Source organism: Candidatus Cloacimonadota bacterium, from assembly GCA_019429305.1.
Classification (GTDB): Bacteria; Cloacimonadota; Cloacimonadia; order Cloacimonadales; family JAJBBL01; genus JAHYIR01.
On the sequence record JAHYIR010000004.1, the window covers coordinates 51,495 to 73,170 of the forward strand.

Here is a 21,676-nt window from a genome sequence, read left to right on the forward strand (position 1 = left end):
TCCTATTTCGTTTTGTTAGGGAAATTCTTATTTTTTTTCTTGTTGTTCCTTCAGAAAAAAGCAATTATAAGGTAGATAATAAAATGAGATTTTTGTTGTTTCTCTGTAAGGAATTATAAAACAAAATCAATAAAAATCAAACTTGATGAACAATTCCATCATTCCTCCATGTAAGAGGAAAAAGTACTTTCAGAAAAATACGCCTCAGCAAATAACTAATATAAAATGTTATCTCTAACAGGTTAGATTGTAGAAAATAGTTAATATCTTGTCAAGAATTAATTAAATCTATAATAATATTGTGCTTTAAACTATTTTAGATAATCCTTTGTAGCAATGAGTTTCAACTTTTTTGGAAGGTTGGTAAGCTAATAGTAGTTCTGTAAATAAAAGAGAAAAAGAATTATACTGCTTTAGTACTTAAAGATACTACCTCCAATAAACTCACGTAAGATGGAATTAGAGGGAACCATATCATCGGGGATATCGAGCATGTGTTCCACAAGGAAAATGATTTTCTGAGCTTCCGTATAAACAGGAGAGTATTTAGAAATTCTATAAAGAAGGGGGAGGAGGTGTTTTTTCAGAACATTGATTTCATAGGTTAAGCCGCTATTAAACATAATATCGGCATTTTCCTGATAGGGGAAGATATTCCTATTCTCACCGTCGCTGATCTCAGTCCAACGTTCTAAAGTAGCTTCAGCCGAATAGCCTCGGAAAAAATTATCTCGCACTATACGACGGATCTTACGAAAATAAGTTGTAGCAATACGATTATGATTATCTATATTTAGTTGATTCAGACAGCTAATATATACTTTGATACTCTGTTCGTTTTTCAGAGAAGCGGATAAATGTTCATTGAGTCCATGAATCCCTTCAATCATAATGATATTATTTTTATCTAACTTTATGCGGTGATTGCCTTTTTCTCTTTTACCAGTCAAAAAATTATATTTGGGAGGTTCAATAGCATTTCCTTTGAGTAGCTGTTTGATATGCTCATTAAACAGATCAAGATCAATAGCATGGATGTTTTCAAAATCATATTCTCCTGTTAACTTAACAGGTGTAATAGATCGAGGATGAAAATATTCGTCCAAACCAAAGATTATTGGTTTGATCCCATTAACTTGCAATTGAATAGATAGTCTTTTAGCAAATGATGTTTTGCCTGATGATGAGGGTCCTGCAATAAAAACAGCTCTGACATCTTCTTTTTTACTAATAGTTTCTGCAAAGTTCACGATCTTTTTCTCGTGTAAAGCTTCTTCAATTTGGATCATATTAAGAATTTCGAAATTCTCTATCTTGGCATTAAGATCGCTGACATTATGAACATTAAAGATGTTCAACCATTTATCTGATTCTTGATGCACTAGAAAGAGTTTCTTAGGATAGTTAAAGTCGGGATGAACTTTCCTGGTACTTTTTATTGGAAAACGAAGGGCAAAGCCGGGAGAATTCATATTCAGTTCGAATTCAGTAATGATTCCCGTGTTATCACAGAGCTGTCTGATATAGTAATCGTGATAATCTCCACACTTGAAGACGGGAACATACCCTTTATGATTATACTTCAGGTTTTTAACAACATCCATTCGATTCTGATCTGTAAAGATCTTTCTGGCTTCATTGATACTGATCTCGATATTTTCTATATAGAGCTCTTTCTCAACTATATTAAGCATTTCTTGTTTTATTTGAGAAAGGTGCTCTTCTGTAAATTCATCAGTACCAAAGACCTCACAGTAGATACCATCACCGATCGAATGTTCGACCACCAAACTCCAATTCTTCGGGAATAATCGATAAAAAGCTTTTGCCATGATGAATATTGCTGAGTCTTGGTATATACGGAATCCCTCTTCAGATTCGAAACCTACACAAACTAAAGTCGAATCTTCAACGATAATTTTATTACTGTTCGCAAACTCATTGTTAAGTTTGAAGCTTATAGTATCAAAATTTGTCAGATTTCGCTTAGATATTACTTGTTTTATAGTTACCGGTTCTTCATATGTATAACTCTCTAAAAACTCTTTATCCTGGTATAGATCAACTTTGAACACTTCTTTTCCTCTTAGTCATTTTTTTTCTAACAACAAGACAGAAATTGGGAAACAATTATAAGTCAAGTGAATACTACTTAACTCATGGCGAAATATCTGTGCACTTATTTTATAGATTTCAATTGACCTTTAAACAGCCAAGATAAGTTTGGTACTGACAAGAGGTTGAGATGAACAGAAAGAAATTAAGAGTAGTAAATCAGTATATCGGGATAGTGTTTGGATCACTATTTTTGGCTATTGCCTATTCATGGTTTTTAGTGCCTTATAAGATAGCTCCGGGTGGTATTGGTGGATTAGCACAAATATTCTATCACTTCTTTGGTTTTCCTGTGGGATTGAGCATGATCATGATGAACATTCCATTGTTTGTCATCAGCTTCATCTTTCTTGGGAAGACTTTCGGGATAAGATCATTTTACGGTATGATTGTATCGGCAATTCTAACAGACTTAGTAAGTATAGAATCTTTATTTCGTTTTGGGATCATTAAAGACCTGCTACCTTATACTTTTCAGATCAATGATAAAGTTATCTACGCTATGTTAGGTCCTGATGATATTTATCTATCAGCACTAGCCGGTTCAGTTTTATTAGGTTTAGGACTCGGTATTATTTTCCGCTTTAGGGGCTCTACTGCAGGTACTGATATTCCGGCAGCCATCATTAAACAAAAGACAGGATTATCATTAGGAACCGGTTTCTGGATCGTTGAGACGTTTATAATTTTCTTGATTGGATTGGTCTTTGCAGATCTAAAATTGATCATTTGGGGATATGTAAACCTCTTTATCAGTTCCAAAATAACCGATATAGCGAGTGAAGGGCTGCCTTATTTAAAGGGTATATATATCATATCGGATTTCACGGTTGATATCAGAGCAGAGATCTACAATCAACTTGATAGAGGAGTAACCTTTATAAAGGGTGAAGGTAGCTATACAGGCAAAGAATTCAATATCCTTTTTACTGTAGTTCATCGTCGCCAGATTGCAACCGTTCGAGATATAGTAAAAGATATAGATCCTAAGGCATTTATGATCGTTACTGATGTTAGTGATGTGATGGGTTATGGTTTTAGAAGTCGGAATATTGATTTAAGCTCTTCCAGTTAGCTATAACAAATATATAGATCCCTTTTCCATCATTATTTTATCAAACTGTTAATGATTATTATTGACAGAATATCTTGAGATTTTCGATTTATCTCAAAAAATTGCCGAGGAGGAAAGAGATGGCAAATTTCAATGCACCGGAGAATATAGCAGAAACTGTAATTGAAAAAGTAGGAACGAAGAAGTGTCAATTAGGAATGATGCAAGTCATTATTTTAGGTATTTTAGCAGGTGCTTTTATCGCTTTTGGAGCACAGTTAGCAACGAGAGTGATGACCGGGATTGATAGCTTTGGATTACGTGTTTTTATGGGTGGGGCAGTATTTAGCGTTGGCCTTATGTTAGTTGTTATTGCAGGTGCCGAACTCTTTACGGGAAACAATCTCATAATGATGTCAGTCTTAGCTGGAAAGAAGAAATTCTCTACAATGCTGGGATATTGGGCAATAGTATATCTGGCAAATTTAGCCGGTTCATTACTGATCGTTTGGTTTATGCATATGAGTGGATTAGTTTCGGGTGCTGTTGAAGGCACAGCAGTTAGTATAGCCAGTACTAAAGCCAATTTACCATTTGTTCAAGTATTTTTTAGAGGTATTCTTTGTAACTGGCTGGTTTGCTTGGCTGTGTGGTTAGCACTTGCTTCTCACGATATACCCGGCAAAATACTCGGTATCTTCTTCCCGATCATGGCGTTCGTTGCTTCCGGATTTGAACATAGTATCGCCAACATGTATTTCATTCCAATAGGTATGGTTCTAGACTCCAGTATTACTTTTGGTGGATTTATCAATAACTTAGCTGCTTCTACACTTGGAAATATAGTTGGTGGAGCCGGTTTTGTTGCTACAATCTATTATTTAGTTTTCCGCAAGTGTACAGTTAATATTAATCCCGGAAAATAAATTATTTTTGCTTGAAATGACCGGAATTAAGTTGATACCTCAAATAACAGCAGCTATATTAGCAGGTGGTAAAAACAAGAGAATTGCGACTGAAAAATCCCTATTACAGATCAGCAATGTTGTTTTGATTGATAAGATCGTTGGTCTATTAGAAAATATTTTTCCGGAACTAATAATCATTACGGGAAAAGAGTCACTTAAAAAGCGGTTTCCTGAACATAAAACAGTAGATGATTATTACAAAAATTGTGGTCCTTTAGCAGGGATACATGCTGCTTTGAAAACGGCATCTTCTGATGCCGTTTTCGTTTTTGCTTGTGATATGCCGAACCTTAATAGTGGTCTTATCAGAAATATGTCCGATTACTATATCAACCAGAAAGATACTCCAAAACTTTTAGTACCCAGACATAAAGAGGGTTATGAGCCACTCCACGCTTTGTATAACCTATCTCTCTTACCATTAATCGAAAAGCAATTATCTCAACAGAATAATAAGATTAGTTCTTTCTATTCTCTCATTGGAACAGAATATTATGATGTACCTGACAACTACATACCGATCTTTTATAACATCAATACGAAAGAGGATCTGCTAAAACTTAGTCAAACTCAACAAGCAAGCTATTTATAGTCTTTGTTTTTTAATTTCATTTAATCCTGTATATACATTAAATCTCTTTCCCCGTGCAAAACCGATCAGATAGATACCATTTTGCCACGCTAATGATATCGCTTTTGAAGTAGGAGCTGCTTGAGAGATAATTAGAGGGATTCTAAGGCGGATAACTTTGCGAACTATTTCTGATGATATCCTGCCACTGATCAAAAGGTAATAGTCACTCATATTCTTATTGTTGAACATAGCTGCTCCAATTACTTTATCAACAGCATTGTGACGCCCAATATCTTCAGCAAAGAAGACAAGATTATCCTTGATTCCTAAAGCTGCACTATGTACTCCACCGGTCTCTTTGAATAATATCGATTGTTGTTGAAAATTGAACATCAGGTCAGGAATGAGGGAGAGGTCTAAGGATATTTTTTGAAATGGTCTCTTATCATTAGAAGATAGCTCTCCTGATATGCCACCTCCACAGCCCGTAGTCTGTTCCATTTTACTGAGATATTTTTCCAAGTCTCTGGTTTTGATGTTGGTATCTATCTCTAAACGGGTTCGTTTGTCACACAAGTTGACTTCTTTGATATCGGAAGCTTTAGTCAATAATCCTTCCGAGAATAAGAAACCAATACCAAGTTCTTTTAGTTGATTATCTAAACAGGCAAGAGTAGTAAATCTATACCCATTAATTATTAGACTTAGAGAGAGCTCCTTGATCACTATATCTGTCTCAAGATGATATGCATTATCATAGTAACGGAGTATTTCAGTTAAATACCGTTGATTATCCATTATTACCTCTGAAAGATAAACTATTTTCCTTCATACTAATGTCAACCTCAAAAATCAATGCTTGCTTATTGATATATATTAATGATTAGCTTAATATTATTAAGTAAAGAGTAAATAATCTTAATTATTACTTGACATATATTGAGGTTAGATTTTTTTTGGTGCAGATGAGCAAGGAGGTTATATGATCAAGAGGTTAAAAAAATGTCCGGTATGTAATACTGACTTAGTTATTAGGGAGTTTCATTGTCCTGATTGTGATATAGTTATCAGGGGAAAATTCAATCAGAGCGAACTGGCTTCACTCAGCTTAAGTCAGCAAGAGTTCGTGAAAGTTTTTTTATTGAGTCAGGGGAATATTAAAGTGGTAGAAAAGAGGTTAGGGATATCCTATCCGACAGTAAAGAATCGGCTTTCTGAGGTAATAAATGTACTAGGAGGTTCAAGCAGAGCTGATCAAGATTTATTGGGACTACTCGACGAAATCGAAGAGGGAAACATCTCCGTAGAGGAAGCCATAAACAAAATCAAAAAGAAGAGGGATTAGATTATGTTGAATTATGACAAAACACTACAAGTCAAAGAGGGTTTGAAAGTGAATATCGAAACTTCTCTTTTTGCAGTTAAGGCATTCAGAGGTGATGATAACACAGTTTCTATCAAGTATAATTGTGATTACAAGGGAGATACTCTACAAGCTGAAGACTTATTTGCTATCTATTATAATGAAAAGGATAATGTCCTAAAGATAGAAGAACGGAGTTTTAAAAGTGACCGATCTTTTTCTGAAGCACTTTTATTGATCGGACTTCCTGATTTACGCGAACTAAAGCTTGAAAATGAGAATGGATCGGTAGAGATCAAAGGACTTAATAGCAAGATCAAAATAGAGAACGAAAATGGAGCAATAAGTGTTTTAGAATGTAAAGGTTTATTAGATATCGAGAACGAAAATGGGCTAATAAAGATAAAAGGGTTTTCAGGAGAGCTTGATATCGAGAATGAAAATGGCTCAATAAACGTAATAGAAGGAAGTGGTTTATTGAAAGGAGAAACAGAGAATGGGCATTTTAAAGTATTGAAATCTCTTTTCAGTCAGGTAGAAATAGAATCTGAAAACGGAAGTATTTTCTATCATCTTCCTATGTTAGATAAGGGGAAATTCATTATGAAAAATGTTAATGGCAAGATCCATCTTATCATACCCAACAAACTATCCTTGAATTTGAAAGCAAAGAATGAAAACGGTAGATTTCATATCGGTTTACAGAATAATTATGAAACTGAACGAGATAATGGTTCCAAAACCATCAAAATGGTAAGAGGAGTTGGAAAAGTTGATATCATACTGGAAAATGTAAACGGTTCGATCGATCTGTTAGATGATAAACCTGGTAATTTCGGTTTCAAATTCCACCATTTTGGGCATAAGCATGGATTCGAGCATATGAAGCATGAGATGTCGGATATGTTTGAAAATATGGGAGACCTTATGGGTGATAAGATACGTCTGAAGATCATGAAAAAGATGAAAGACAAGGGTTGGAAGATGGAAGATATCCCGGATAAGTTTCGTCATAAATTTTACTCATTTTTCAATGATATGAAACTAGAGGAAGATGAAGATGAGAGCACTAACGAAAGTGAAGAAACGCATAGTGAATCAGCTCAAGAAAATTATCGTGAATTGGAAGAGAGAATCTTAAAAATGGTTGAGAAAGGTACAATAACAACAGAAGAAGCGGAAAAGCTATTAAATACACTTAAGGAGGAATAATAATGGATGATAAGAGAAAAATCTTGGAAATGTTAGCAGAAAAAAAGATAACTTCAGAAGAAGCGATGAATCTATTATCTGCGATCAACGAGAAACAGGTTGAAGAAAGCAAATCAGCAGGTCGGTTTCTGAAGATCCTTGTTTATAAGAACGATGAAACTAAGCCAAAGGTCAATGTTTCAATACCAATCATGCTGATCAAATTGGGTATTAAATTCATACCAAAAGATAAGCAGAATCTCAGTGCTAAGATCAACAATACTGATATTGATCTTTCCGGTCTTGATTGGGATGAACTTCTCAAACTTGCCAGCAAAGGTGAGATTGGAGATATTTTCAATGCCGACATAGAAGAAGATGACGGCGGAGTTACCAGAGTAAGGATCTATATTGAGTAACGATTCTTAATTGGGGTAATAAACTGATCACCGGGATAATTATCGATAAAAATCCTTATGATATTGTAGGGATATTCATTACTTTGGAGAATAACAAGGGTATATAGCTCATTATTTTCCAGAAATGCTGTGTAAATTGATTCTATTTCAGCTTTAACGATACTGATAGTGTAAAAACCTTCCGGGAGGGTCTGATAACTTGTGATATCTGCTTCTTCAGTTGAGAATGTAAAATGATAATCATCTTTGCTAAGAGAAACCTCTATGTCTTCTATCAAAGTCGGAACAGGTAAGTAACGTATAGCTGTTTGCTGTTTATTAGTGACTTTGGGTGAAGTTAAATATAAATAATCTAATTTCTCCTCATCATTGTAGAGAATAACAGTGTTGAAGCAATCGCCAGACAGTGTGATATCGGTATTGATCAGTTCGTTATCAGATCCTTCTTGCACAAAAAGATTTAATGATACCTCTCTATTACTGAGAGAAAAATACTCGCTACTCGTTCCATAAGCAATATCATAAGGAACAGTAAAATCATTGATCGTGAAACTTAAGTTTTGCTTGTTCGAGATGAGATTGATTATTCTCACTTGTATCTCTTTACGGGAGTAATTTTTATAGATTGATACAGCAGCTATGATCAGTATTATTAAAGATAATAGAAAAAGCATCACCCGTCTCATTTTATCTCACTAATTCCTTTTCAATAATCAACGCACAAAACTCTTTTCTGTTAAGAATTTCATGATTATTGCCACTGCAATAGTATTAGCCAGCAGACTTGATCCACCGTAACTAATAAAGGGGAGAGGGAGACCTGTTGTAGGGAACACACCTAGATTAATCGCGATATTAACAACAGCTTGTGAGGTAAAAAGAGTAATGATTCCTACAATTGCTAATCTTTGTTCTTTATCGGTAATTGATTTAAGGCTTCTAATCAGTCGATAGATAAAGAAGTAAAAGATCATTATAATCAGCATAGAACCTACAAAACCAAATTCTTCAGCTATTACAGAGAAGATAAAATCAGTATGTCTTTCCGGCAGAAAATTAAGATTTTTTTGTGTTCCTTCTAAAAATCCTCTTCCCCAGAACATACCGTTACCTATAGCAATTCGAGATTGGATTGCTTGATAACCTGCACCTAAAGGGTCTCGAGTTGGATCGAGAAACGATAATATCCGATTTTGTTGATATTCTTTGAGACCATTCCACAAAAAAGGTACTAAAAAGAAGATAAAAGTATTTATAACAGCTGTAAAACCTAAGGCGATCCAAGAGAGGTTATATTTATAAAGGACAAAGAGCAATATTAACATAAAGATAATAAATGCTGGAAAATAAAAAGATGTTACTATAGCAATGAAGGGGCTGACAGAGAGGATAAGCCAATAGTCAGATAAATCAGAAAAAGCGAGAATACCAAAGACTATAGCTCCAAAAATAACGGCAGAGCCCAAATCCGGTTGGAGTAAGAGTAGTAAAATTGGTGGTAATCCGATGATTACGACTTTTATTAGAATCTGCATGTCTGTAATATATGGTTTTGACAATTCTTTTGCTAAGAGTAATATGGTGGTAATTTTAGTAAACTCTGCTGGTTGTAATTGGAAAGGTCCAAGCATGATCCATCTTGTAGCTCCTTTGATCTGGGGCATTGTCAAAACTAGTAAGAGGAGTGCTAGGCTAAAAAAATATGCCGGTAAGATCATCAGTTCAAAGACGGGATATGGGATCGCTATTACCAAAACGAAAATGATCAGAGCTACAACGATCCAGACAATCTGTCTGATGTATTCACTCTGTGTATGACTGTCTTCACCAATACGACTTGTCAGTGCTGAATAAATAGCAATAACACCGATAATCATGAGAACTATCATACAGGCAAAGAGCCACCAGTCAAAATGGCGGAGTCTTTTCTTTAATGTTTTCAACAATAACATTTTCTTATTTATTTCAATAATTAGAAGCTATTGTTCCATTCAGTTGGCGCACATTATCTTGATAAAACTTAATGATCTGGCCAGCAAAGGGAGCAGCTACTCCACCACCTGTTCCAGGATAGTTTTCGAAGAGTACAACGATAGTAATTTCTGGTTTATCCCAGCCAGCATAGCCGGCAAACCAAGTATGCGGATTTCTGCCTGCAGGATTTTGTGCTGTACCTGTTTTCCCATAAACTTTAGCTCCTTGTACTCGAGCACCCAATCCGGTACCACCAGTTTCATTTACTGCTCTGTAAAGACTGTTTTGAATGAAGGAGAGTGTTGAAGGAGTAATATCCAATCTTTTAGTGCTTTTGGGTTTATTATACACTTCATTGTTCTTATCGGGGCTAATAAATCTTGAAAAGAGATGTGGTTGCGTCCATTCTCCATTATTAGCAATAGCGTTATAAAAAGCACCGATCTCTATAGGTGTTAACAATACTTCACCTTGACCAATAGAGAGATTAATCTTATGCCCTGTGATCAGGACTTTACTGCCCAGCCTTTCAATATACCATTCCTCTGAGGGGAAAAAGCCGGTTCGTTCAGTTGGTAGATCAATACCAGTTCTATCCAGGAGATAGTTGTTTTTAACAAAGTTTTCTATAAGAGGAAGTTCGACTCTCATTGATAGGTCAAAGAAATAGACATTGCAGGAATGCTTAATAGCGTCAGAAAGGTTTAAACTACCATGTCCGTGTGGATTCCAGCAACGATAAACTCTATTTCCATATTGATAACTTCCCGTACAATACGCCAGCTTTGTTTCCGGGCTTATAATATTGTTATCTAAAACGGTTCCTGTCATCATTATTTTAAAGAGTGATGCGGGTGGATAGGTTGCCATAGTAACTCTATCCATTAGCGGAAAAGAAGGGTCAGTAACCAAGTTATCCCAATAATCTCTACTCAATGTTCTGGAAAACATATTAAGGTCAAAAACAGGACGGCTAACGTAAGAAAGAATACCACCCGTTTCGGTATCGAGCACTAAAACAGCACCATTATAACCTTTTGGGAAAACTGACTCAATGTAATTCTGAAGTTGTAAATCGATTGTCAGTAGTATATCTTTACCATGTTGAACCTGATTTTTCTCTTCATCGGCAGGATTTTCTTTAAAAAGCTTTCCTGAGGAATCTACTTGGATCAATCTTCTTCCTGGTTTTCCTCTTAAAACCGTCTCATATTCTCTTTCAATACCGGTTTTTCCGATCTGGCAGTTTATGGTGTAACCTGAATAAGGAAATTGTGCCCTGTAATTTTCAAACTCTGTTCGATTAATTTTGCTTATATATCCTGAAAAATGATTATTGATCGAATAGTTTCTAACATGCTCGGTCTTGAAGAAAAGTGAGGGATAATTATTGAGTTGCTCTGACATTTCAACAACTTTTTGAAAATCAACATTCCGATAGATGATCAATTCTTGATAAGCCCGAAAGCGGCTTTGAAATATCAACTCCTTGATCTCTTCTTCTGGTATTGGTAGGTGCTGGTTGATAAATTTTGCAGTCTCTGAAAGGTTTGTCAACTTTGCCGGTAGTATATAGAGATTATGGGAAGGTTCATTTATTGCGATTGGGCGGAAATGTCTATCATATATCTCTCCTCTGGTAGGGAAAATAGTCTGTACACGGATAGAATTGTGTTCTGCATATTTCTGATAAGTTTCTCCCTCTACAAGTTGAAAGCGAAAGAGAAAGAAGACCAATATCAAGAATGGTGCTAAAAAAATGTAAGTTAGTGCTTGTATTCTATTACCATTAAACATCGATAACTACCCTTAATTTTTGTATTACATTGAAAATCATGATCGCCAAGAAAGTTATAATGCTATTATAAACTATTCCGATAAAAAAATCACGGAGAAGTTTTGTCTCATAGCCATATAGTTCAGCTTTCACTGGAAGTAAAGGAAGTAAATATAATAGATTTATCAGCAAGAGACTAATTGCGACCGGTCCGAATTTATCTTTATTTACAGAAGCGTGATATTTGGTAACTAAAAAACAGATGATCAGCAAGATAAAAACATTTATACCTAACAAATGAGGAGTATAAAGGTCATTTGCTAAAGCTAAAATAAAGGTAATTGTAGAGGATTCAATCAGTTTAAGATTCATGCTGATAAAGACAACAAAGGGAAGAAGAAAGAATGGTACGATACCCATGATCGATAAATTACTGGCAATCAGTAACTGGAAATAGAGAACAAAAAGAGCACCCAAGGAATATTTAACTATTCTCATTATTCTCCTTATTTATAACAGCCGGATCATCAATAAGACGAACCAGACATATAGGGGTAAGTTCAGCTCCTTGTCCCTGAGGATTGTCGAGCATGATAGTCTCTAAAGTCTTTTTTTCTATCCCCTCACTACAGCCAATAACCCAAGAACCACCAATATCATTGATATCCATGATAGCTGTCTCGTAACCCAATTCATTCTTAATTCTTTTTGCTACTCCAGCAGGGTCTTTAGGTCCCTTGATCACACAAGAGTTATAAGGAGGGACAGGTGATGTATGTGCTGCATCAACCAATGCTGCCTGCATGCCAGCAATACGATAAAAATCCCCTTTTCTGCCAATCAGTTTACCAAAGAAGGAGACAATTGCTGCCAAAAGGATTCTCAAATGTCCTGTCTCTTCGATAGCACATTGCATACTGGTAGGAGAACGGAGTCCAATTCCATATCTCACTTTTCCTACAAAACGCCATAGAATTGATGCTAGCAATCCTACCTTGATCTCTTCAACTGGTATTGCTCTTCCCTGAGTTATTGCCAGAGGGCTTTCACTGATCACAATGATATCGTCCTTTTCGATCACCCCTTTAGTATATTCTCTAACTATCTCTAACATATCGTCACCGGTAGCCAAAATCCGTGTCTGTATAGGAATTCGTAAATAGCTTTTTTCTCTAAAGCTGAAGGGATTATCAATATCTGTTTTACAACTCATCAGGTATATCCTTATTATATAAAAGAATAATTACATGTTCAAGCGTATCAATATCATTAAAGGGCTCGATCTCTGCTTTCATACTAACTTCTTGAGGGTCTTTGATCAATCTGGAGACAGTACCTACCTTATACCCTCTAGGGAAAATAGTCGAGTAACTGGATGTAATCACAACATCTCCAACATTGATCTGAGCGCCGGAACGGATCTTAGTCATAAAAATCTTACCGTCTAAATCTGCTTCTAATGTTCCATGGATATTTGATTTTTCGGTGATTACACCAAGTTTGAACAATGGATTAGTGATTGGTAAAACTATTGCATGATAATTAGCCACACTTAGAATCTTTCCAACAATACCATGAGAAGTAATAACAGGCATATTAACTTTGATCTCATGACCTCTTCCTTTATCAATGAGGAGGGTTCTGGAATCTCTGTTACCGATATGACTAATGATGGTAGAGATGATCAAACTATCGGCTTGTGATGGTCTCCAGTTTAAACTTCTTTGAAGTTCTGCTATACTGTCATGAATATGGAGCAATTCTGTAGTTTCTCTCAATTCTTGTTCTTTTGCAGCCAGTAGAGTTTTGAGACGCTGATTGTCTCTTTCTGTTGTAACTATTTTAGTGATCCATTTGATAGAAGAATTGAGTGGTAAGAAGGTATAATTGAGCAAAAAATCTGCTTTTTTTATACGTTGTTGAGGATTCCCAAAAAATAGAACAAGACTTATCAGAAGATAAGCTAACCAGATCAGCTTGTCACGGCTAAGGCGCATTACTCATCAATTTTTTTGATCAAGACATTGCGATATCTTTCCAGATTATCCAGAATCATTCCGCTACCTTTGACAACACAAGTCAGAGGGTCATCTACTACATGTACCGGTAAATCTACTGCCTCCATTATTTTGCGATCCAAACCACGTAACTTTGCTCCGCCACCGGTTAGGATTATACCTCTCATTGCTATGTCGGCTGATAGTTCGGGTGCTGTTTTCTCAAATAGTCTCTTGACAGCATCGATCATAGTAGCTACGGTCTCAGAGATTGCTTCTCTGATATCTTCGGATGATATCTTTATCGTTATGGGATAACCTGTAATTATATCTCTTCCGCTTACATCCATGGTGAGTTCTTCTTCCAAAGGATAAGCAGATCCTATCTCGATCTTGATTCTTTCGGCTGTTTGTAAGCCGACAAAAAGGTTATTTTTCTTTCGCAGATAATTGATAATATCAGTATCCATCTTATCACCGCCGACTCGGATTGAGTTGTGTATTACGATATGTGATAATGAGATAACTGCTATCTCACTGGTCCCGCCACCAATATCCATTACCAAATTACCAAACGGTTTCTCAATCGGTAGATCGGCTCCGATTGCTGCTGCTATCGGTTCAGATACAAGGTGTACTTCTCTTGCCCCGGCATGTAAAACACTATCACGGACAGCTCTCTTTTCTACTTCGGTAATCCCTGAAGGTACCGATACGATTACTCTTGGTTTGATCAATAATCTTTTCTTTTGGGCACGCAGTATGAGATTTTTTAACATCAACTCAGTGATCTGAAAATCTGCTATAACTCCATCTTTTAGCGGTTTAATAACTCTTACTTCATCCGGATTCTTTCCCAGCATCTCTTTTGCCGGTTCTCCGATAGCAATTATTTTTCTTGTTTCATTAGAAACTGCTACGACAGAAGGTTCGTCTATTACAATACCACCACCTTTACGGTAAACTAAGGTATTGGCAGTACCGAGATCAATGGCAATATCATTGGTAAAGAAATCCGATAGACTGAATAAGAACATTAAACCTCCTTGATTATAGGTGTTTGACCAATAGTTAAATGTGCCAAAAGGTTGTATTTCATATATTTATTACACTCTTTGTAGTTTCTTAATCCATTAAAACAATTTTTTCTCAAGGATATTGTCAAGAGTTTTGAACGGTTTCTGCCATATATATTATAATCATGTCTTCTCAGTGAAATTCTTAGGGCTGAAACATAGACTTTAGTAAATATTGCAGAAAATGCTTTTTTGATTCAATTTTCGAATTTCCTTGACGAATCAATTCTTAAGTCATAAATAGCTCCAAAATTAATATAGGAGTCAAAGCGATGTTCATAGTCATTCACAACTAGTAATGACTGGGTTACGTTAGGCTCTTTCTACTCTTTTTCCCTATCTGCTCAGTTGTTACTGCATTTTTTAAAATCCTAACTGAAGAGGTAAAATTATGCAGTTTATACATTTGAGCAACATATCATACACATACGAAGGTCAATATCAGCCGGTCTTTTCCAATATCACTTTTGATATCGCACCTAATGAAAGGATAGCATTGATTGGTAACAATGGCGAAGGGAAAACAACCATCCTAAAGATCATTATGGGCGAATTGTCAGATTTTCAAGGTGAAATCAATTATCCTAAGAAAAAGCCACGTATAGGTTATCTTCCTCAGGATATGTCCCTTCTTTCTGATTTGACAGTCCATAATGAGTTATTAGCTACTAATAACGATTTTTATGAAATAATACGAGAGCTAACTATCTATTCTCAGAAGAATAGTTTAAATGACAAGGAAGGGGTTAAATTAGCCGGTCTCTGGGAGGAATATAATCGATTGCATATCAACGACTATGAAACGAAAATAACGTCGATTTTAGCCGATCTCGATTTAGCTAAATATGCCGATACTAACTGTCAGGAGATCTCTGAAGGGGAAAAGACCAGATTACAACTTGGTAAACTGCTCGTTAACGACCCTGATATCTTGATCTTAGATGAACCGACCAATCATCTTGATCTGGAAAACATGCTCTGGCTGGAAGAGTGGCTCTGTAAATTTCCGGGGGCGATTTTATATGTTTCTCACGATCGGGTCTTTATCAATCAGACAGCCACCAAGATAATAGAGTTGAAAAGAGGATCTGCTACTATCAGAGGTGGAAATTATGATACTTTCGTTACCGATAACGAAAATGCACAGGCACATCAGTCAGTACAGTATCAGGAACGTCAAAAACTCATCGCAAAACTTCATACAGCAGCACGTAAGAGAAGGGACTGGGCACGGTCCTTCCAACCGGATACTAAAGGAGAGGGGGGTGGTAAGGTTTTTGAATCGATTTTTAATCCGGTTAGAACTATGCATCAACAGGCAGTCAATATCGAAAAGAGGATCGAAATGCTGCAAAAGAGATATGCAGTAGAAAAACCTTGGATAGAGAAGAAAAGGACTATAAAATTCTCCAATTCATCGTCTGCTCCGATGATAATTGTAACCTGTCAGAAGTTAACTAAAAAATACGATCAGAATATGGTCTTTCAAGATCTCTATTTCCATGCCAAAAATGGTGAAAAGATCTGGCTATCGGGCAAGAACGGGAGCGGAAAGACTACTCTGATGAGGGTAATAGCCCAGTTAGACCAAGATTATCAGGGTGAAGTGCTTTGGGGTGAAAGAGTGAAATGTGCCTGGTTTGATCAGAACCTGAACAATTTACCTCAAGAATTAACTTCACTTGAATATACTAAAAGTAAAAATAAGGAAGAGCACGAGATTCGCAATTTCTTCGGCTGTCTCGGACTTTCCGGAGATATTGTTAACAGGCAGATTGCCTCTCTCTCCTGGGGTGAAAAGACTAAAACTCAATTGGTTAAACTCCTCACTGCCGATTATAATCTACTTCTATTGGATGAGCCGACCAATCATTTAGATATCAATACCAGGAAAATGCTGGAAGAGGCACTCAATGAGTATTCCGGTACAGTGGTCTTCGTCTCTCACGACCGCGCCTTTATCTCCAACCTCGCCACCCGCGAATTCTCTATGGATAGATATTGAGGATCTATCGGGAAGTACTAGGGAAGTCTATAGTCGGCTGGGTTCCGACTATAGACCTCCCTAAGGGTAATAGAAAGGATAAATGTATATAGATCAATGATTAAAGTGCGATACTTTTTTGAGTTCTATTAAAGATATATCTGCATATCTAATAGTTATCTGATTGATATAAGAAAACTAAACTTTCTCCAACTTGATCATGTTGATCTCATTAGTTTCACTGATCGGTCTGCCGGTGACGAATACTATTATATCCTCTTTCTCGATCAAACCATTATTTAAGGCGTATTCTTTGGCGTGAGCCAAAGTTTCGTCTGTATTACCTGAAAAATCCAACAAGACCGTTTCTACACCCCAACTGAGTTTCAGTTTTGTTATTGTCTCTTGATGAGGGGTAAAAGCGAGAATAGGTATTTTAGTTCTGTATTTGGAAAGAAAACGGGCAGTTCTACCTGACTTAGTCATGGCTATTATCACAGCTGCTTTAGTGTCTTGGGCGATACTACAGGCAGCTTTGGAAAGATCAACTGCAAACTGAGTTTTGGTAATTGTTGAACTGTCATGGTGAAATATGGGATCAATGTAATCTGTCTGTTCAGCCCTGGATAGGATCGAATGCATTACATTGACAGCAGTTACCGGATGTGAGCCGATAGAGGTCTCACCACTCAGCATAACCGCATCGGTTCCGTCAAATACTGCATTGGCAACATCACTAACCTCGGCTCGTGTGGCACAAGGATTAGAGATCATTGATTCGAGCATTTGGGTAGCTGTGATCACTGGAACGTTGTAACTCAGGCATTTGCTGATGATCTCTTTTTGCAGGATGGGGACTTCATAGGCACTCATCTCAACACCCAGATCACCACGAGCGATCATGATTGCATCGGAGCTTTTGATGATCTGCTCGATATCTTGGATTGCCTGAGGTTTTTCGATCTTGGCTATTAGCGGAATATCGCTCTTTCTATCTGCTAAATATTGCCTCAACTGAATAATATCATTGCTGTTACGGACAAAAGAGAGTGCCAGAAAATCTAGTTCATTTTTCAGAGCGAATTCGATATCCTCTTTATCTTTCTCCGTCAAGGATGGTGTACTCAAGGGAGAGTCTGGAAAGTTAACCCCTTTTCGGGAACGAACTAAGCCACCGACATTAACTTTGCAGTAAATCTCGGATCCGGATTTGTTGATAGTAATGAGTTCGATCAGACCGTCATCTATCAATATCTTATCACCGATCTTAACATCCTCATGAAGTTTATCATAATTGATCCTCAATGTTTTGTAATCCGATGAGGGTGAGGTTTCATAGGATAGAATGACTATTTCATCTTTTCCCAAGTTAACCGGATTTAAAAGGTCTCCGATCCGCACCTTAGGTCCACCGAGGTCACCAATGATAGGAACATTTTGTTTTAATGAGGCAGCAGCTTTCCTGATATTATTGATCAGCTCGAAGTGCTCTGCCTCCGAACCGTGCGAAAAGTTCAAACGAGCGACATCCATCCCTTTTTCAATCAATGAGATAATAGTTTCTTTGCTCTTTGTAGCAGGTCCTATCGTGCATATTATCTTAGTTTTACGCATCAGATTCATCCTTCTTTCCTATTTATAATTATTAGCTGTTGATCTATAACATCTTTCATTATTTACTTTTATCCTCTTCGTTCTTCTGCTTGTTTTTGAGTTTTTCCCACCAGTCGAGCCGTTTCTTGATCTCTTTTTCGAACCCAAAATCTGTGGGCATGTAATAGATCTTTTCCCGCATCGTTTCCGGGAAACACTTCATATAGGCAAAATGATATTCAAATTCATGGGCATACTTATAATCCTTGCCGTATTCGAGATCTTTCATCAACTCTGTTGGAGCGTTTCTGATCTGGAGAGGAACAGGGAGATGACCGGTTTTATGAGCATCTTCTGCTGCTGCGGCATAGGCGGTATAGAGTGCGTTACTTTTCGGAGCAGTAGCTAAATAAACGACCAATTGAGCTATGGCGTTATTCGCTTCCGGCATTCCAATAAAATGAACGGCATCTTTCACGGCTATTGCCTGCACAAGCGCATTTGGATCGGCAAGACCAACATCTTCTGAAGCGAACCTAACCAGTCTTCTCACGATATAGAGAGGGTTTTCTCCTGCCTCCAGCATGCGAGCGAGCCAGTACAATCCTGCCTGCGGGTCACTTGCTCTAAGTGATTTATGCAGTGCGGAAATGTGGTTGAAATGCTCGTCACGGCTCTTATCGTAAAGCAGGGTTTTACTCGCCAAGATCTTCTTCATCTGCTCTACGGTCAGATCGTCATCCGTTTTATGATAGGTCAATACGACTTCCAGATTATTGAGAGCTTTACGGGCATCACCTCCGCTCTGGGAGACGAGAAAATCAATAATATCTTCTTTGAAAACTATCTTATGTGGATTATAGATCTTGAGTGCCTTGTGGATTATTGTCCGGATATGATCATCTTTCAACTGCTCTAATACCAAAACATGACAACGGGAGAGAAGAGCAGGGATGATCTCGAAAGAGGGGTTTTCAGTGGTAGCACCGATTAAAATGATGGCACCCTTCTCGATATAGGGCAGAAAGGCATCTTGTTGGGCTTTGTTAAAGCGGTGGATCTCGTCAATAAAGATCACTGTCGGTTTTTCTGAGAAGAGGAGAGAATTTTCGGCATCTTTCATGACCCCTTTGACCTCTTTGATGCTGGTTAGAACGGCACTGAAGGGGATAAAATTATAATTCTGCATCTGCGAGATAAGTTTGGCAATTGTGGTCTTTCCGCTTCCCGGAGGACCCCAGAGGATAAAGGAGGATAATTTGCCGGAGCTGAGCATCTTGCGGAGTAGAGAATCTTCAGAGAGGAGCTTCTCCTGTCCAATGATCTCATCAAGCTTTTGGGGACGGCATTTTTCAGCGAGAGGGATATGTTCTTGCGGCAATTTGCGTTCGTTAAAGATATTTATCTGTTCACTCATTAATTACTCCCATGATCAGGAAATGATATCGGAATATCCTTAACATGATGAACTATCTGTCAATAGATTTATCGGGGAGTTTGATTTGCTTATGATGATATTAAAGAAAGTGCTGTAGGGGCGATTCATTAATCGCCCCTACTAATAATTCATGTCTGTTCAATATTATCTTAAAATGATGATCTTCCTGCGGATCAGATCCTCTCCGGTTTTCATTTTCAAGAAGTAAATACCGCTGGCGATCCTGTTTCCGTCAAGGTTATTAAAGTCCAGATTGAACTCGTTCCAATCATTGCTATTCGGGAACATGACCGTCCTATAAACCAACTGTCCTTTGATATTTATAATACTGATCTCGACTGTCGAAACTGGTTGATTAAGGTTATAACGAATAGTGGCTGTAGAATGTATAGGATTGGGATGGATCAGTAAAGATGCCATTGGCCGGATAATATCATCAACAGAGGTTCCGGATATGGTTGCCGAAACTGTTTCAGAAGGTGCTGAATCAACACTTTCAGGGTAGTTAGCAACAAGATAGAACTCATAAGTTCCCGGAGTTAGATCTGAAAAGAGATAGGAAGTCACTCCATAATCCACAAAAACTTCTAATTGATCGTTCATAAATATCTGATATGTCTCCGGTGGATAGGAATGATAGGCAAATGTCCAATTCAAATCAATGCTATCCGGTTCTATAGCAAGAGCAGAAAGATCATGTGGTGCTGGATAGTACATGGCTATAGTACCATTACTGTTCAATCTGGTAGCGTAAAGATCATAATCCTCTTCCCAAGAGAGTACAAACCAACCTTCAGGATGATTATTTACGGCAGGATGTACTTTTGGAGTATTAGTCGTCACTAGATCAAGATAACCGTCGTTCCAGAGATAGTTGCCCTGATAATCAAAAGCAGCTGCTTTTATTTGCATTGATTGATCATTGTTGGGTACATTGCCTTCTTCATAGATGACTATGGCTCCCTGCTGAGTTGTGAAGGCATCTATCGGAGAGGCGACATAACTACTCAAGGGAATTATTACCATCCCTGTATCACCCCAGAGACGATTTCCTGCAAAATCAAGGAGTTGACCATTCATACCGTCCTGAGTCTGGCTACTATTGGTCTGTTTATAGAAAGCAAAAATATGCTGATTAACCTGATCAACAGCAATTTTTGGGTAATATTGCTGGTTTTGCATGTCTGTTGATATGAGAGCTCCGTCTGTAGGCATCGTTAGGGCTCCATTAACAGTCACTCGTTGTACATAGACCTCATTGACCATATCACTGTTACGGTCATCATGCCAGGCAATGACAGCTCCACCAGTACCATCCGGCTGGAATGAGAGGATCTGTGTCCATGCCGTGATACCTCCAGCAGTTGTTATAGCTGTTGTCCACTCAGTTGTACCATCTTGATCAAATTTAGCAATATACATAAACCTTGTAGGTGCCCAAAATGGACCTATATCAATATAATATTTAAGCAGTATACCATCATCGGTTTCTAATAATTGAGGCCAATTGATAGAGGTCTCCGGAGATTGTAACACAACCCCGTCCTCACCCCAAAGCTTTGCTCCCTCCGGACTTAGCCGGTTCAAGTGAAGCGAAGTTCGTTCAGCAACTCTTTGCCAAGCGATATAACTGCTGCCATCATTAGTGCATAAGACAGTAGGCGAGGCATTCATGATGTCTATATCAGTATCATTGGTGAGTGCAACTCCGCCTGCAGTCCATAAGAGTTCTCCGTTAGGACTTATCTTATAAGCATAGATGTTATTGGTAACATTGCGTATGTCCTGAAAAGTTATCACTGCATTACCATCTGGATCAACATCCATGTCATAGTCAGTCAGCCAGCTCATAGCTGGATGATCACTTACCAGTACTCCGCTCTCATCCCAAAGATGAAATCCTAATGGATCAAGCTTTTGCAACCAAACATCATAATTTCCCGATGCATTATCAAATCGGCTGATATAAATATTCCCATCATCAGTTATACTAACTTTGGGTATAACCTGTTCTCCAGTTCCACCCGCAATTAGTAAAGGATCAGAAGTCTGCTCACTCCATTGAGAATAAATTACAGTCAACAACAGTAAAAAAAATACGATTACAATGAGTCTTTTCATATACACCTCTCATTGGATTAAATTTTTTTCAT

The 21,676-nt window shown here is 37.4% G+C and carries 19 protein-coding genes; 7 read left to right on the top strand and 12 right to left on the bottom strand.

Annotated elements, in window-relative coordinates:
* Positions 1-413: 413 nt before the first annotated feature.
* Positions 414-2,075: a nucleoside kinase gene (locus K0B81_03195; protein ID MBW6515608.1), complete on the bottom strand. Its 1,662-nt coding sequence runs from the start codon at positions 2,073-2,075 to the stop codon at positions 414-416.
* Positions 2,076-2,245: 170 nt separating this feature from the next.
* Here K0B81_03195 and K0B81_03200 point away from each other — a divergent pair, with 170 nt between their 5' ends.
* The 3 genes from K0B81_03200 to K0B81_03210 all read left to right on the top strand — a co-directional run bounded on the left by K0B81_03200 (position 2,246) and on the right by K0B81_03210 (position 4,729).
* Positions 2,246-3,190: a YitT family protein gene (locus K0B81_03200; protein ID MBW6515609.1), complete on the top strand. Its 945-nt coding sequence runs from the start codon at positions 2,246-2,248 to the stop codon at positions 3,188-3,190.
* Positions 3,191-3,309: 119 nt separating this feature from the next.
* Positions 3,310-4,095, top strand: a complete 786-nt coding sequence (locus K0B81_03205; GenBank protein ID MBW6515610.1) for a formate/nitrite transporter family protein — start codon at positions 3,310-3,312, stop codon at positions 4,093-4,095.
* A 16-nt stretch (positions 4,096-4,111) separates the two neighbouring features.
* Complete coding sequence (locus K0B81_03210) at positions 4,112-4,729, top strand: molybdenum cofactor guanylyltransferase (protein MBW6515611.1); 618 nt, start codon at positions 4,112-4,114, stop codon at positions 4,727-4,729.
* Here the strand turns inward: K0B81_03210 and fdhD are convergent.
* Positions 4,724-5,509, bottom strand: a complete 786-nt coding sequence (gene fdhD, locus K0B81_03215) for a formate dehydrogenase accessory sulfurtransferase FdhD (GenBank protein ID MBW6515612.1) — start codon at positions 5,507-5,509, stop codon at positions 4,724-4,726. The genes K0B81_03210 and fdhD overlap by 6 nt on opposite strands.
* A 184-nt stretch (positions 5,510-5,693) precedes the next feature.
* Between fdhD and K0B81_03220 the strand changes: the two genes are divergently transcribed.
* From K0B81_03220 to K0B81_03230, 3 genes are read left to right on the top strand one after another with little or no spacing between them, the layout of a single operon-like run.
* A complete protein-coding gene (locus tag K0B81_03220) occupies positions 5,694-6,056 on the top strand; it encodes a DUF2089 domain-containing protein (protein MBW6515613.1) in 363 nt (120 codons plus the stop codon).
* Between the two features lie 3 nt (positions 6,057-6,059).
* Positions 6,060-7,286, top strand: a complete 1,227-nt coding sequence (locus K0B81_03225) for a DUF4097 family beta strand repeat protein (GenBank protein MBW6515614.1) — start codon at positions 6,060-6,062, stop codon at positions 7,284-7,286.
* A gap of 2 nt (positions 7,287-7,288) precedes the next feature.
* Positions 7,289-7,684: a hypothetical protein gene (locus tag K0B81_03230; protein ID MBW6515615.1), complete on the top strand. Its 396-nt coding sequence runs from the start codon at positions 7,289-7,291 to the stop codon at positions 7,682-7,684.
* Here the strand turns inward: K0B81_03230 and K0B81_03235 are convergent.
* The 7 genes from K0B81_03235 to K0B81_03265 are packed head-to-tail and all read right to left on the bottom strand — an operon-like array spanning position 7,672 to position 14,469.
* Entirely contained in the window at positions 7,672-8,370 is a 699-nt protein-coding gene (locus K0B81_03235) for a DUF4397 domain-containing protein (GenBank protein MBW6515616.1), read from the bottom strand. The two genes, K0B81_03230 and K0B81_03235, sit on opposite strands and share 13 nt — an antisense overlap.
* 27 nt (positions 8,371-8,397) lie before the next feature.
* On the bottom strand, positions 8,398-9,636 hold the full coding sequence (rodA, locus tag K0B81_03240) for a rod shape-determining protein RodA (protein MBW6515617.1): 1,239 nt from the start codon (positions 9,634-9,636) through the stop codon (positions 8,398-8,400).
* Positions 9,637-9,649: 13 nt separating this feature from the next.
* Positions 9,650-11,455 (bottom strand): penicillin-binding protein 2, encoded by a 1,806-nt coding sequence (gene mrdA, locus K0B81_03245; protein ID MBW6515618.1) that lies wholly within the window; start codon positions 11,453-11,455, stop codon positions 9,650-9,652.
* Complete coding sequence (gene mreD, locus K0B81_03250) at positions 11,448-11,933, bottom strand: rod shape-determining protein MreD (GenBank protein ID MBW6515619.1); 486 nt, start codon at positions 11,931-11,933, stop codon at positions 11,448-11,450. The genes mrdA and mreD overlap by 8 nt, the downstream gene beginning before the upstream one ends.
* Positions 11,920-12,648, bottom strand: coding sequence for a coenzyme F420-0:L-glutamate ligase (locus tag K0B81_03255; GenBank protein MBW6515620.1), 729 nt, complete (start codon positions 12,646-12,648; stop codon positions 11,920-11,922). The genes mreD and K0B81_03255 overlap by 14 nt, the downstream gene beginning before the upstream one ends.
* Positions 12,638-13,432, bottom strand: coding sequence for a rod shape-determining protein MreC (gene mreC / locus K0B81_03260; protein MBW6515621.1), 795 nt, complete (start codon positions 13,430-13,432; stop codon positions 12,638-12,640). The genes K0B81_03255 and mreC overlap by 11 nt, the downstream gene beginning before the upstream one ends.
* Positions 13,432-14,469, bottom strand: a complete 1,038-nt coding sequence (locus K0B81_03265; GenBank protein MBW6515622.1) for a rod shape-determining protein — start codon at positions 14,467-14,469, stop codon at positions 13,432-13,434. The genes mreC and K0B81_03265 overlap by 1 nt, the downstream gene beginning before the upstream one ends.
* 430 nt (positions 14,470-14,899) lie before the next feature.
* On the opposite strand from K0B81_03265, the gene K0B81_03270 reads away from it, so the two are divergent.
* Positions 14,900-16,513, top strand: a complete 1,614-nt coding sequence (locus K0B81_03270; GenBank protein MBW6515623.1) for an ATP-binding cassette domain-containing protein — start codon at positions 14,900-14,902, stop codon at positions 16,511-16,513.
* A gap of 177 nt (positions 16,514-16,690) precedes the next feature.
* Here the strand turns inward: K0B81_03270 and pyk are convergent, their stop codons facing one another.
* The 3 genes from pyk to K0B81_03285 all read right to left on the bottom strand — a co-directional run bounded on the left by pyk (position 16,691) and on the right by K0B81_03285 (position 21,644).
* A complete protein-coding gene (gene pyk, locus K0B81_03275) occupies positions 16,691-18,106 on the bottom strand; it encodes a pyruvate kinase (GenBank protein ID MBW6515624.1) in 1,416 nt (471 codons plus the stop codon).
* A 58-nt stretch (positions 18,107-18,164) separates the two neighbouring features.
* Positions 18,165-19,502 (bottom strand): replication-associated recombination protein A, encoded by a 1,338-nt coding sequence (locus K0B81_03280; GenBank protein ID MBW6515625.1) that lies wholly within the window; start codon positions 19,500-19,502, stop codon positions 18,165-18,167.
* A 165-nt stretch (positions 19,503-19,667) separates the two neighbouring features.
* Positions 19,668-21,644 (bottom strand): T9SS type A sorting domain-containing protein, encoded by a 1,977-nt coding sequence (locus K0B81_03285; protein MBW6515626.1) that lies wholly within the window; start codon positions 21,642-21,644, stop codon positions 19,668-19,670.
* Positions 21,645-21,676 lie beyond the last annotated feature (32 nt).

Coding starts and splice junctions, on each gene's coding strand:
- K0B81_03200 (MBW6515609.1), top strand. CDS start 2,246: ATGAACAGAAAGAAATTAAGAGTAGTAAATCAGTATATCGGGATAGTG.
- K0B81_03205 (MBW6515610.1), top strand. CDS start 3,310: ATGGCAAATTTCAATGCACCGGAGAATATAGCAGAAACTGTAATTGAA.
- K0B81_03210 (MBW6515611.1), top strand. CDS start 4,112: ATGACCGGAATTAAGTTGATACCTCAAATAACAGCAGCTATATTAGCA.
- fdhD (MBW6515612.1), bottom strand. CDS start 5,509: ATGGATAATCAACGGTATTTAACTGAAATACTCCGTTACTATGATAAT.
- K0B81_03220 (MBW6515613.1), top strand. CDS start 5,694: ATGATCAAGAGGTTAAAAAAATGTCCGGTATGTAATACTGACTTAGTT.
- K0B81_03225 (MBW6515614.1), top strand. CDS start 6,060: ATGTTGAATTATGACAAAACACTACAAGTCAAAGAGGGTTTGAAAGTG.
- K0B81_03230 (MBW6515615.1), top strand. CDS start 7,289: ATGGATGATAAGAGAAAAATCTTGGAAATGTTAGCAGAAAAAAAGATA.
- K0B81_03235 (MBW6515616.1), bottom strand. CDS start 8,370: ATGAGACGGGTGATGCTTTTTCTATTATCTTTAATAATACTGATCATA.
- rodA (MBW6515617.1), bottom strand. CDS start 9,636: ATGTTATTGTTGAAAACATTAAAGAAAAGACTCCGCCATTTTGACTGG.
- mrdA (MBW6515618.1), bottom strand. CDS start 11,455: ATGTTTAATGGTAATAGAATACAAGCACTAACTTACATTTTTTTAGCA.
- mreD (MBW6515619.1), bottom strand. CDS start 11,933: ATGAGAATAGTTAAATATTCCTTGGGTGCTCTTTTTGTTCTCTATTTC.
- K0B81_03255 (MBW6515620.1), bottom strand. CDS start 12,648: ATGAGTTGTAAAACAGATATTGATAATCCCTTCAGCTTTAGAGAAAAA.
- mreC (MBW6515621.1), bottom strand. CDS start 13,432: ATGCGCCTTAGCCGTGACAAGCTGATCTGGTTAGCTTATCTTCTGATA.
- K0B81_03265 (MBW6515622.1), bottom strand. CDS start 14,469: ATGTTCTTATTCAGTCTATCGGATTTCTTTACCAATGATATTGCCATT.
- K0B81_03270 (MBW6515623.1), top strand. CDS start 14,900: ATGCAGTTTATACATTTGAGCAACATATCATACACATACGAAGGTCAA.
- pyk (MBW6515624.1), bottom strand. CDS start 18,106: ATGCGTAAAACTAAGATAATATGCACGATAGGACCTGCTACAAAGAGC.
- K0B81_03280 (MBW6515625.1), bottom strand. CDS start 19,502: ATGAGTGAACAGATAAATATCTTTAACGAACGCAAATTGCCGCAAGAA.
- K0B81_03285 (MBW6515626.1), bottom strand. CDS start 21,644: ATGAAAAGACTCATTGTAATCGTATTTTTTTTACTGTTGTTGACTGTA.